Source organism: Rhodococcus sp. MS13 (assembly GCF_013277835.1).
Classification (GTDB): domain Bacteria; phylum Actinomycetota; class Actinomycetes; order Mycobacteriales; family Mycobacteriaceae; genus Rhodococcus_F; species Rhodococcus_F erythropolis.
The window spans coordinates 293,755-305,263 of the sequence record NZ_VBTL01000009.1 but is presented as its reverse complement, the minus strand read 5'-3'; the positions used below and the strand labels follow the sequence as shown (position 1 = coordinate 305,263).

11 protein-coding genes are annotated in these 11,509 nt (G+C 63.3%); 5 read left to right on the top strand and 6 right to left on the bottom strand.

Going from position 1 to position 11,509, the window contains the following annotated elements:
- Window position 1: 1 nt before the first annotated feature.
- On the bottom strand, window positions 2-814 hold the full coding sequence (locus tag FEZ59_RS18860; RefSeq protein WP_020970361.1) for an FAD:protein FMN transferase: 813 nt from the start codon (window positions 812-814) through the stop codon (window positions 2-4).
- A 904-nt stretch (window positions 815-1,718) separates the two neighbouring features.
- On the opposite strand from FEZ59_RS18860, the gene FEZ59_RS18855 reads away from it, so the two are divergent.
- The gene (locus FEZ59_RS18855) at window positions 1,719-2,162 is read left to right on the top strand and encodes a helix-turn-helix transcriptional regulator (RefSeq protein ID WP_019744761.1); all 444 of its coding nucleotides are present in this window, start codon (window positions 1,719-1,721) and stop codon (window positions 2,160-2,162) included.
- A 13-nt stretch (window positions 2,163-2,175) separates the two neighbouring features.
- Here FEZ59_RS18855 and FEZ59_RS18850 read toward each other — a convergent pair whose 3' ends face one another.
- Genes FEZ59_RS18850 through FEZ59_RS18840 form a run of 3 tightly spaced genes read right to left on the bottom strand, consistent with a single transcriptional unit; the run spans window position 2,176 to window position 4,283 of the window.
- Window positions 2,176-2,994 (bottom strand): ABC transporter permease, encoded by an 819-nt coding sequence (locus FEZ59_RS18850; protein WP_019744762.1) that lies wholly within the window; start codon window positions 2,992-2,994, stop codon window positions 2,176-2,178.
- Entirely contained in the window at window positions 2,954-3,805 is an 852-nt protein-coding gene (locus FEZ59_RS18845; RefSeq protein WP_172933028.1) for an ATP-binding cassette domain-containing protein, read from the bottom strand. The genes FEZ59_RS18850 and FEZ59_RS18845 overlap by 41 nt, the downstream gene beginning before the upstream one ends.
- Before the next feature lies 1 nt (window position 3,806).
- Window positions 3,807-4,283: a MarR family transcriptional regulator gene (locus FEZ59_RS18840; protein ID WP_172933027.1), complete on the bottom strand. Its 477-nt coding sequence runs from the start codon at window positions 4,281-4,283 to the stop codon at window positions 3,807-3,809.
- Window positions 4,284-4,407: 124 nt separating this feature from the next.
- Here FEZ59_RS18840 and FEZ59_RS18835 point away from each other — a divergent pair, with 124 nt between their 5' ends.
- Window positions 4,408-4,911: a hypothetical protein gene (locus FEZ59_RS18835; RefSeq protein WP_019744765.1), complete on the top strand. Its 504-nt coding sequence runs from the start codon at window positions 4,408-4,410 to the stop codon at window positions 4,909-4,911.
- Between the two features lie 3 nt (window positions 4,912-4,914).
- Here the strand turns inward: FEZ59_RS18835 and FEZ59_RS18830 are convergent, their stop codons facing one another.
- Both FEZ59_RS18830 and FEZ59_RS18825 read right to left on the bottom strand, forming a co-directional pair.
- Complete coding sequence (locus tag FEZ59_RS18830) at window positions 4,915-6,237, bottom strand: NAD(P)/FAD-dependent oxidoreductase (RefSeq protein WP_003946361.1); 1,323 nt, start codon at window positions 6,235-6,237, stop codon at window positions 4,915-4,917.
- Window positions 6,237-6,989 (bottom strand): SDR family oxidoreductase, encoded by a 753-nt coding sequence (locus tag FEZ59_RS18825; protein WP_021332292.1) that lies wholly within the window; start codon window positions 6,987-6,989, stop codon window positions 6,237-6,239. The genes FEZ59_RS18830 and FEZ59_RS18825 overlap by 1 nt, the downstream gene beginning before the upstream one ends.
- 82 nt (window positions 6,990-7,071) lie before the next feature.
- Here FEZ59_RS18825 and FEZ59_RS18820 point away from each other — a divergent pair, with 82 nt between their 5' ends.
- Genes FEZ59_RS18820 through FEZ59_RS18810 form a run of 3 tightly spaced genes read left to right on the top strand, consistent with a single transcriptional unit; the run spans window position 7,072 to window position 11,509 of the window.
- The gene (locus FEZ59_RS18820; RefSeq protein ID WP_172933026.1) at window positions 7,072-8,481 is read left to right on the top strand and encodes an NAD(P)/FAD-dependent oxidoreductase; all 1,410 of its coding nucleotides are present in this window, start codon (window positions 7,072-7,074) and stop codon (window positions 8,479-8,481) included.
- Between the two features lie 29 nt (window positions 8,482-8,510).
- Entirely contained in the window at window positions 8,511-10,040 is a 1,530-nt protein-coding gene (locus FEZ59_RS18815; RefSeq protein ID WP_113683233.1) for a carboxylesterase/lipase family protein, read from the top strand.
- Window positions 10,037-11,509, top strand: a complete 1,473-nt coding sequence (locus FEZ59_RS18810) for a carboxylesterase family protein (RefSeq protein WP_172933025.1) — start codon at window positions 10,037-10,039, stop codon at window positions 11,507-11,509. Before FEZ59_RS18815 ends, FEZ59_RS18810 begins: the two co-directional genes overlap by 4 nt.

Genomic DNA, 11,509 nt, shown 5'->3' with positions numbered 1-11,509 from the left:
TTCACGCGGCAGCAGGGCCGAACCAACTCTCCGTCGCGTACACACGTCCGGATCGGTCGACGAGCCGAGCGCGAAGCTCTTGCTGTTCAACCCATTTGATGGCGCTGATACCCCGGATCAACGCTGCTTCGCTCGCGGCGTACGCCCACACCGCGTCGTCCGCGATCACCGAGACTTGCGCCCACTCCGTGGAGGGACGCTCCTGGTTCGGCTCCCAGGAGGGCAGCTCTACCGCCCGCGCCGTCGCCATCGCGGTTCCGTTGATCAGTTCGACTTCCTCGCTGCCCGGTACCGGAATCTGCCAGCCACCGGCCGGTGCATGGCCGGCCGTGGCGATCACGTCGCCGATCCGTACGGCAACACCACATTGCAGTTCGGCAGCCACGATCTGCGCGGCGCGATCGACGGTGTCTGCCTTGGCAACTCCGGTGATGTCGAACGACGCACCCCAGGGCGCGTACACCACGTCGCCGTCGAGCTGTACGTCCTCGAACGTCGGGGTCGGGTGGACCGGAGGGATGGACTCGTCCTCGGAGTAGTTGTCGGCAAGCGGATTGACTGCGCCGCCGGTCATACGAGCCGCCCACAGCGCCGACCGCAAGAGAGCAGACATACGCCGAGTCACTTTGACCGGAGTTCCCTGAGCGAGGTTGACGGCGTGAATCTCGGCGTCGCCCCGGCGAAGGTCGCACACCGCCTCGGTCTCGTCGATGGCAGCTGCGATCAACGCGTGCGCAGTGGGCAGCGCAGCGCCTTCGGTGACATCCACCTCCACGGCGGAATCCCACATCGCCCACTTCTCGACACTGACCATGTCAGTCCTGCCCTTCGAACACACCGCGTTGTAACCAGTATGCGCCGGTCAGCAAGCCCCGTGCCATAAGCCGCTTCCGAGGCCGAGGCACGCATCCTGCAGGAGGAGCAGCGCACGGCAGGGGCTGATGGTAGATCTGTGCGACAGAATTGCCGCCCGGACTGTCGCCCTCCGTGTGCAAGCCGCGTAGTCCTTCGAAGGGTCCTGACACGCACCCGACTGCGACGGACGCCGACTACTACCGGCGCAGCGGGCTATTCCGATCCGAAAGACGCAGAGGCGACGCTCGACATGTCGTGCCGGGGCGCTGCGCCTCGAGCTCGGTCTGCCGCAAAACACGTCCGGGCGACGCTGGTATCACCGCAGGAGATAGCGGCGACTGACGAGAAGCACTGTGTTCCAACGTCGATGACATACCAATCGGCCGCTTTCGACGCGCGTGACTTTCGACAGGTCGACACACCTGCCCGCTCACTCTCGAGTGCCGAGAAAAATACGCGCCCATCACTACGCGCGAGCGTCGAGCAGAGCACCGAGAAGGAGTTCCGAACACGCGGCGCGCCAACCGCCGGAGAGAGTGACGCCCGGCGCCCGGCGGCAGTGCTCGCACGTTACAGACAGGGCCACGATGCATCGACGCAGCTACATAGGACCGGCCGAAAGAACCTGCAGCGCAACGGCGTAACCACCGACATTTTGCTTATACGCCACCCGCACGCCCGTTGGCAAAACGAACGGTCAGTACGCGGCGTAAATCACATACTTTACAAAGTCTTTGGAATCTCTCCGCGCCAAATATCCGCAGGTGAAAGGACTTTCGACCGGAGTCCAGAATAACCGTGTCGTCTACTATGTGAAAACTGCGAAGTAGCTGTGACGCTGGGTCACGCTCGAGGGAGGAATTGTGACCGATTCATTCAAGGACCGCTTGAACGCCTTGTACCCGGCCACAGCCCCGAGACTCACCAACGCACAAGTTGTGGAAGCCCTTTCACAACGCGGATGCAAGATTTCGACACCGTACCTCTCTCAGCTCCGGAGCGGTGTGCGCACAAATCCGTCAGAGCAAGTCGTTTTGGCATTGGCCGATTACTTCGGCGTAGCAGCAGAGTACTTCTTCGGCCCGACGCCTCGCCAAGATCCCGAACTGATTCCGGAAGAAGACCGTTCGGTTGTCGAAGAGTTCCACGACAGCGAATTGCGTTCTCTGGCTATGAAAGCGGTCGATCTCTCCCCTGAATCGCAGGACTTACTCTCGTCGATTGCGGAGAAACTTCGCTCGTCCGAAGGACTCCCGGCCGTACCTCCGGATTGCAGCACGTACGCCCCACCGTTCACTCGTGACTGATCCAGTGCGAAGATCAGCGAGTCAAGCGGCCCAATAGTGCCGAGGCGGTGACGATTCCGAGCAGCGCTGCCCCGATCAGCACGCCGAAGTCGACGACATAGTTGGTCGGCATTCCGATGAGTAGACCGCGCAGTGCTGACACCTCGTAGCTCAGCGGGTTGATGCGGCTGAGCCACTGAACCCACGTCGGCATGAGTTCGACCGGGTACAGCGCGTTGGACGCAAAGAACAATGGCATGGTGATTGCCTGCCCGATGCCCATCAATCGATCTCGTTTGAGCACGATTCCCGCGATCGCAACCGACAAGCAGGCAAAGAACGCTGAACCCAGGACAACGACCAATACGACCCCGAGCAGTTTGAGCGGGTTCCACGTCATACTCACGCCCAACAGCGCCGCCACGATGACGACCACCATTGCCTGGGCGACTGCGCGGATCCCGGCGGCGAATGCCTTACCTGTCACCAATGCTGCGCGCGGCGTCGGCGTGACCATCAATTTGGTGAGGACTCCCGCGTCACGCTCCCAGATGATCTGGATTCCGTAGAAGATCGCAACAAAAAGAGCGGACTGCGCAATGATGCCGGGCGCGAGAAAGTCGAGATACGGTACGTCGCCAGTGGGGATCGCTCGGATATGGCTGAACGTCTGGCCGAAGATCACCAACCAGAGGATCGGCTGGATTGCGCGCGTGACCAATTCAGATCGGTCGTGCCGCAACTTCTGAACTTCCACGAGGCAGAATGTGTAAATTCTCGAGAGCAATCGAGCAAAACCGTTGGTAGTGGGATCAGCCCAAGCGGCGCGCTGTGCGACGGGCACTGCGGACATCGCGGAGACCTCCTGACTTGTCGCCGGTGAGATCGTCGCCGGTGTAGTGACGGAACACGTCTTCGAGAGTGGCCTCCGGCCCCAGTTCGGCGGCCAACTCGCTCGGCTCGCCCACCACCCGAAGTTCACCGTGATGCATCAACGCAACACGATCACACAGCTCCTCGGCCTCTTGCATGTAGTGCGTCGTCAGCAGCACAGTCATGCCGTACTGCTTCTGCATCTCCGCCACTCGCTGCCAGACGGATTCGCGGGCAATGGGATCCAGCCCCACCGTCGGTTCGTCGAGTACCAGCAGCGACGGTCGGTTCACCAGCGCCTGTGCAAGTTCGAGCCGTCGCACCATACCGCCGGAGAAACTCGACGCCAGGCGATCGCCTGAATCGAGCAGGTCCACCATCTCGAGCGCCTGGTCGACGCGCTCGCGTCGTTCGGACCGCGGAACGTCGTACAGTCGCGCGAACCAGGTCACGTTCTCGCGCGCGGTCAATGCGCTTTCGATCGAGAGCTGTTGTGGCACGTATCCGAGGTAACGCCGAATGGTCATCGCCTCGGTACGAACTGAGCGACCGAGAATCCGAATATCACCGTCTTGCAGAGGAAGTAACGTGTTGAGCAATCTGATCGTCGTAGTCTTTCCTGCACCGTTGGGACCGAGCAGGCCGAAGCACTCCCCCGCGTTGATGACCAGACTCAGGTTGTCCACCGCGCGGTGGTCGCCGAACTTGTATGTAACCGAGTCGATCTCGACCGCGTGTGCGCCGGGGTCGGGTGAACCTGCCGCTCGGCTCTTCCACCACTGTGTCAGCATCTCACTGCCCCTCACCTTCTGATCCGGCTGCTGCCAGAGCGCTCGCCAATCGCGACAGGGCTGGTAGCGCAGCCTCGATCCTCGCCCTGTCTTCTCCGGTCAGACTCGACAATGCCTGACCGACAATCACACTCCGGCGATCACGCCACACTTCGACGCGGGCGCGCGCCTCGTCCGAGAGGACCAATCGCGCGACGCGTCGATCAGCCTCGTCGGCAACCCGTTCGATCACTCCATCGTCGACGAGCTGCCGAACCAGGGTGGACACCGTGTTTGCCGCGACACCCAATCGCCCGGCAGCCTCAGCCACCGACAGACCCGGGTTGCGCCGTAGCAGCCTGACGAGTTCGATTTGGGCGCCGCCGAGCGGTCGTTCTGCAAATGGTCGCCCCGATGCCTTCCTCGTGCCCCGGCGCAATTGCCCGAACGTCTCCAGGACATCATCCGAAAGCCTGTGATCTGCTCCGATTTCATCCACACCTCACAATAGCTCTGTAACAGAGCTATTGTCGAGGAGTCAGGACGCCCGGCGTTTTCAGCTCGTCCGCAACGGGTATCCCCGATTGCTTGTCCCGAGCACTCCCGCCCAGAACGGAGACGTCATGCGCAGACAGTGGTTGTTCGCGACGGTTGCGAGTAGCGCCCTGATCCTCACCGGTTGCTCGCCCGACGCCCTCGATTCCGGGGACAGCGCAGACAACGTCACTGCCATTGCGACGTCGCTGTCGCCACCCGCCGCCGCTGATGCACCCCTGCTGAAGACCGCCGACTCCCCACTCGGGACGATCGCCGTCGACGGCGAGGGCATGACCGTCTACGTCTACAACCCGGACGAGGAGAACTCACAAGCAGGGTCGTGCGACGAAGCGTGCCTGCGTTACTGGCCGGCGGTCACCTCGGTCACGGATTCGCCGATCGTCGAAGGAATCGACGCCGTCATCGACACTGTCGACGGGCCTGAAGGATCTTTCCAGATCACCGTCAACGGCAAGCCCGTCTATCGGTACCTCGACGACAAGGTTCCCGGCGACATGCTCGGACAGAGCGTCGGCAGCCTGTGGTGGATGATCGACGCCGCCGGAAACCCCGTGTTCAAGACTGAGTAACCCTCAGTTGTACGGCTGCCGCGCGGTTTCGGGGTCGCCGTACGTGATTGCCCGTTCCCGACGCGTTTTCGACGCCAGGGTTGCGCCCCAGTTCAGCACCGTGCTGGCGCGATTGCGGAAACCCGCGAGGAACGCGATGTGGATGATTCCCCATGACACCCATCCGATGAACCCGGACAACTGGACCGGCCCTGCCTGAAGCAACGCGTGGCGTCGCGAAATGTAGGCCGCAGTTCCAAGATCGCGGTACTTGAACGGTTTTCGGCTGGGCACGCCGTTTTCCACGGTTGCAGCGATCCGGGCACCGGCGTGCCGACCACCCTGCATCGCGACCTCGGCCACCCCGGCAAGTTTGTCCCGCGACATGAGGTCGCCCACCACGTAGACGTTCGGGTGGCCGGGAACGGTCAGATCGGCTTCCACCTCGATGCGGCCACCGCCGACCTGCTTCACACCCAGCGCCGTGGCCAGTGCCTCGGCGAACGGCACTGCTTCGACGCCCGCGGTCCACAGAATCGTGCGGGTCTCGTACTGCCGCTTCTCTTTTGTCTTCTTGTCCGTCGTCTCGATGCTGGTCTCGCACACGTCGGTGACGTGCACGCCGAGGTGAGTCTCGACGCCGATCCCGTCGAGAGTACGTTTGGCGGCGGCCGAGAGCTTGCGACTGAACGAAGGGAGCACCCGATCGTCTCCGTGGAAGAGCAGTACCCTTGCCTCGTCCGGGTCGATGGACCGGAACTCGTTTGTGAGCGCGTGCATCGCCAATTCGCGGATCTGTCCGGCCAATTCGACGCCGGTGGGTCCGCCGCCCGCCACGGCGAATGTCAGCCACGGTCGACGTTCTTCCGCTGTCGGGAGCGATTCGGCCATCTCGAACGCAGCAATGAGACTGCGTCTGATCGCCAAAGCGTCGTCGAGGGTTTTCATGCCGGGCGCCCATTTGATGAACTCGTCCTGGCCGTGGTACGACTGGCGCATTCCAGCCGCCACGATCAGGTAGTCGTACGGCAATTCGAAGGTCGACCCGTCGAAGCGACTGGCAGTCAGTATCCCGGCGTCGGCGTCCACCGACTTGGCCTCGCCCAGAACGACGTTCGTGTTCTTGTTGTCCTCGAGCAGATGTCGCAGCGGACTTGCGATCTGCCCTTCGGAGAGCAGACCCGTGGCGCACTGGTAGAGCAGGGGCTGGAAGACGTGGCTGGTCCCTCGGTCGATAAGAACCACCTCGACGTCGGCCTTCTTGAGTCGTCTCGCTGCGTACAGTCCACCGAAGCCGCCACCGACGATCACTACGCGGGGCTTACCGTTCGAGATGTGGATGCTCATCAGACAAACCTCGCTGTCACGGAGTTGGGCAGGAATCGTAGGGCCGCATCTATCCCTTGCCACTTGAGGCCGGGTAGCGCCGCTCGGGTGGTTTCCTTCTCGATGGCGTCGACCATGGCACTGACGCCTTCGTCCAAACTGGCCATGAGCGCTGCGTCGTCGCCGGCGCCGGCGGACATGTCGGTCTTGATGAAGCCCGGCAGCAGGGTGGTGACGCGAATAGGTGTGCGCGCCAACTCGATACTGAGCGCCTCACCCAGAGCCGCTACCCCGGCCTTGCTTGCCGAATAGGCCGCTTTTGGCCCTGGTAGCCCCCGATCCGCGCTGATCGAGGACACGAGAACCAGGTGTCCGGAGTCCTGCGCGCGGAAGATCTCGAGCGCAGCTTCACACTGCGACAGCGCGCCGACAAAATTCGTCCGCGCTGTTGCAAGATTCGCGTGCGCTTTTCCGGTTCCGATCTTGGCGCCCTTGCCGAGCCCGGCGTTCACGATCACCCGGTCCAGGCCACCCAACTCGTCGCGCAGCTCACCGAAAACCCGGACGACGGAATCGTGTTCGGTCACATCGAGTTCGCGCACTGCGACGCTGATCGACGGGTACTGCGCCACCAGCTCCCCACGCAGCGTGTCGAGACGATCCGTCCGCCGGGCACACAACGCGAGGTCGCGACCGGCCGCGGCGAATCTCCTGGCCATCTCCTCACCAAGACCAGAACTGGCACCGGTGATCAAAATCTTCTGCCGCGTCATGGGTGCAACTGTAACCATCTTCGAGTTCTCGTACCCGGCGGTAACCGAGCGAACTCGGACCGATCCGACATACCGTGGAGCCATGACCGACGAATTCGATGTCATCGTGATCGGCGGTGGGCCCGCCGGCGAGAACGCCGCCGCGTACGCCATCGCCGGAAGTAATCGCACCGCCGCAATCGTGGAACACGAACTGGTCGGCGGTGAATGCTCGTATTGGGCCTGTATGCCCAGCAAGGCGCTACTGCGCCCGGGGCAGGTCCTCGAGGCGGCCGACGCCTTGCCCGGGATCCCGGCCGGACCGCTGGACGTCGACGCCGTTCTGAAACGGCGCGACTCGTTCACCCACAACCACGACGATTCGTCGCAGGTCGACTGGGCCACCTCCGCGGGCATCACCGTGATCAAAGGCCACGGGGTGATCGACGGCGAGCGCGCTGTGACCGTCGACGGGACCCGTAAGCTCCGCGCCCGCCAAGCCGTTGTACTCGCCACGGGCACAACTGCCACTGTCCCGAAGACGCCGGGGTTGCGTGAAGCACTCCCGTGGACGTCGCGCGATGCGACCAATCTCCACGAGGTTCCGTCGCGGGTGGCGGTCATCGGCGGCGGAGTCGTCGCAACGGAGTGCGCAACGTGGTTGTCGTCGTTCGGCGCTCACGTGACACTGCTCGTGAGAGGCGATGCTCTGTTGAAATCGGCAGAACCGTTTGCCGGGACGATGGTTGCCGAAGCACTCGGCGCCCGCGGCGTCGACGTTCGACTGAGCACCGCCGTCAACTCGGTGTCGCGACCCGACGCCAAGGACACCGGTGAGGGCCACATCCACGGTGGACCCGTCAGCATCGAGACCTCTTCCGGTGTGATCGAGGTCGACGAGGTCATCGTCGCGGCGGGCCGCGGGCCGACATCTGCCGATCTCGGCTTGTCCGTCATCGGCCTCGAGGACGGCAAGTACGTCACCACTGACGATCACCTCTGTGCCCAAGGTGAGTGGCTCTACGCCGTCGGCGACATCAACGGTCGCTCTCCCCTCACCCACATGGGCAAGTATCAGGCGAGAGTCTGCGGAGACGTCATCGCCGCGCGGGCCGAGAGCCGCGGACTCAGGGGACCTCGGTACACGGCGTCGGCGGACAACGGACAGGTCCCCCAGGTGGTGTTCACCTCACCCGAGATCGCCTGGGTGGGACGCACCGAGAAGAAAGCTCGCGACGACGGCTACGACGTCGAAGTCGTGGAGATTGAATTGGCCGTCGCAGGATCCTCGCTGTTGCGCGACGACTACTCCGGGCGCGCGAAGTTAGTCATCGACAAGGCCACCGAGGTGATCCTCGGCGCTACTTTTGCCGGGCCCGAAGTATCCGAACTGGTGCACGCGGCGACAATCGCGGTCGTCGGCGCCGTCCCACTCGAAACTCTCTGGCATGCGGTGCCCTCGTATCCGACGGTCAGTGAGGTCTGGCTTCGATTGCTGGAGGCTCGCCGCTGACGCGATCCCGAAGTACGTATAGTCGCGACATGGCGTCCGACATACTTGTGACCACGGCCGACGGCACCCTACGCGGCCGCCGGGTGGGAAAACTTCGTGCCTGGCGCGGAATTCCCTACGCCCGGCCGCCGGTCGGAACACTGCGTCTGACGCGGCCACAGCCGGTCACACCATGGACCGGAGAACGCGACGCGACCAGGTTCGGCGACGCCTCGGTCCAGCACAAGAAGGGGCTGCTGCTTTCGCCCGGGAAGTACCAGCCGAGCAGCGAGGACTGTCTGACACTCAACGTGCTCGCTCCAGCGAACGCCGGTAACACCCCGCTTCCGGTCATGGTCTTCATCCACGGTGGGGCAAACACCATCGGGACCTCGGCTACCGGCTTGTACTCCGGTGCGTCCCTCGTCGAACGCGGCGACATCGTCTACGTCTCGATCAACTACCGCCTCGGTGCTCTGGGGTACCTCGATTTCACACCCTTCTCCACGGCCGAGCGGGCATTCGATTCCAACCTCGGACTGCGCGATCAGGTCGCGGCCCTGCAATGGGTGCAGCGCAATATCGCGGCCTTCGGTGGGGATCCTGAAAAAGTCACGATCTTCGGTGAATCCGCCGGAGCCACTGCCGTCACCACCTTGATGGCTACTCCGGCTGCCAAGGGACTGTTCGCTGGTGCGATCGCCGAGAGTTCGGCTCCGGATCTAGTCTCGAGCACGCAGCGATCGCACGCCTGGGGTGCGCGTTTCGTCGAGATCCTCAATTCCGGTCTACCGCCCGCGAAGGCTTTGACCTCGGCGACTGCCGTCGAATTGGGCCGAGCAGGCAGCAGACTCGGTGCCGAGGTACTGGCGAACACGCCTGGACTACATCCCTTCGGTCCAGTCGTCGACGGCGACTTCCTGCCGCGCTCCCCCTTGGACGCATTCAATGAAGGATCGGCACACCAGGTTCCGATGATCATCGGCACCAACAGACGGGAGGGAACGCTGTTCCCGAAGGTGCTCGACGCACTCCCGACCAACCCGTCGCGCATCGACACCATGTTCGCTCTCACCGATCCCGAGGCCGGAAAGCGCATCCTCGCAACCTATCCCGGCTATCCCGACGAGCAGTCCGCGATCGATGTCGGTGGAGACGTCACGTTCTGGCACCCTTCAGTGGAGTTGATGCAGGCTCACGCACAATCGGCGCCGACGTACGCCTACCGATTCGACTTTGCGCCGACGATGATGCGTTGGCTCGGCCTCGACGCCACTCACGGTTTCGAGATGTTCGCGGTCTTCGGTATCGGCGACACCCTTGTCGGGCGCGGCCTCACCCTTCCCGGCGGTCGGCGCGGACTGCGCGCAGTCACCGAATCTGTTCAGGGACACTGGCTTCACTTCGCCAAGCACGGCTCGCCGCGTGGGTCGTGGCCGCGTTACGACGCGCAGGAGCGTCGGACCATGATCTTCGACGAGATCGTCCGCGTCGAGAACGATCCCAGACGTGAACAACGCTTGGCCTGGTCGGGTTACAGCGGTTACCGTAGCCACGGCACCGACATCTCCCTACCGTGACGAGCCCCCTCGAGATCACTCTCGATTCCGGGGTCGTACGCGGGCGCCTCGATCGAGGACTGCGCACCTGGCGAGCAATCCCCTACGCAGCGGCCCCGACCGGCCGCTCGAGATTTCGCACACCACAGCCGGTCGAGGCTTGGAATGGTGTCCGCCCGGCGGAAGCATTCGGCTCTCCGTCTCCGCAGCGCAAGAGCAACTTCGACGAGAACTCACTCTTCGTCAATGTCGTGGCCCCGCAGGTACCGTCGGATTCGTTGCGACCGGTCATGGTCTTCATTCACGGCGGCGCGTACAACGGCGGGAATCCGTCGACGCCCATGTACCGCGGAACGAGCCTGGTCGAACGTGGCGACATCGTCTACGTCTCGATCCAATATCGTCTCGGCGCGTTGGGCTACCTCGATTTCAGTGAGTATTCCACTGCTGAACAATCATTCGACACGAACCTCGGATTGCGCGATCAGATCGCCGCGCTGACGTGGGTCCAGCGCAACATCGCCTCCTTCGGTGGCGACCCGAACGCCGTCACCGTCTTCGGTGAATCGTCCGGCGCCAACGCTGTCACCACTCTGATGGCAACGCCCGCGGCCCGAGGGTTGTTCGCTCGGGCCATTGCTCAAAGTCCGCCGGCTGCTTCGGCATACGGAAAGGATCGAGCGCAGCGATGGGCGCGCGAGTTCCTCGAGATCGCAGACGCACCGGAAACCGATCCTGCCTCGTGGCTGCGCTCCGCTTCGGTGAAGGAACTGGTCGACGCCGGCGAAGAACTTGCGCGACGCGGCGCGGACGAAGAACCCGGAACACGGGCATTCGCCCCTGTAGTGGGTGACGACATTCTTCCCGAACACCCGCTCGACGTGTTCGCCGCCGGACGGGCCCACCCCGTTCCGCTGCTCGTCGGTTCGAATCTCCATGAGGGGCGGATCTTTCCGCGCGTTCTCGACATCTTGCCTACCAACCCGGTTCGGATCGAGAAGATGTTCTCCCACACCACCCCTGAAGTGAAAGCACGTGCGCTCGCGGCGTATCCCACGTATCCGCATCGTTTCGCTGCCGCCGATCTCGGCGGCGACATCACCTTCTGGGAACCGGCAATACTGTGCGCACAGGGCCATTGCCAGGTAGCTCCTACCTACAGTTACCGCTACGATTTTGCGCCTCGCCTGCTCAGACTCATCGGCATGGGCGCTACCCATGCCACCGAATTGCTTGCGGTCTTCGGCCGTTCGGATGCACTCACCGCGGCCTTGACCGCGGTCGGTGGACGTCGCGGACTGGCCGCGGTGACCTCCACCGTGCAGCGCCACTGGATCCATTTCGCCCGACACGGAGTGCCGGACCAGGATTGGCCCGCCTACTCCGTCCCGGAGCGGCAAACGATGATCTTCGACGAGACGTCCAGAGTGGAGAACGACCCGATGGGTGAGCGTCGACGCGCCTGGATCGGCTACGAGCACCGACACTGA

Coding starts and splice junctions, on each gene's coding strand:
- FEZ59_RS18860 (WP_020970361.1), bottom strand. CDS start 814: ATGGTCAGTGTCGAGAAGTGGGCGATGTGGGATTCCGCCGTGGAGGTG.
- FEZ59_RS18850 (WP_019744762.1), bottom strand. CDS start 2,994: ATGTCCGCAGTGCCCGTCGCACAGCGCGCCGCTTGGGCTGATCCCACT.
- FEZ59_RS18845 (WP_172933028.1), bottom strand. CDS start 3,805: ATGCTGACACAGTGGTGGAAGAGCCGAGCGGCAGGTTCACCCGACCCC.
- FEZ59_RS18835 (WP_019744765.1), top strand. CDS start 4,408: ATGCGCAGACAGTGGTTGTTCGCGACGGTTGCGAGTAGCGCCCTGATC.
- FEZ59_RS18830 (WP_003946361.1), bottom strand. CDS start 6,237: ATGAGCATCCACATCTCGAACGGTAAGCCCCGCGTAGTGATCGTCGGT.
- FEZ59_RS18825 (WP_021332292.1), bottom strand. CDS start 6,989: ATGACGCGGCAGAAGATTTTGATCACCGGTGCCAGTTCTGGTCTTGGT.
- FEZ59_RS18820 (WP_172933026.1), top strand. CDS start 7,072: ATGACCGACGAATTCGATGTCATCGTGATCGGCGGTGGGCCCGCCGGC.
- FEZ59_RS18815 (WP_113683233.1), top strand. CDS start 8,511: ATGGCGTCCGACATACTTGTGACCACGGCCGACGGCACCCTACGCGGC.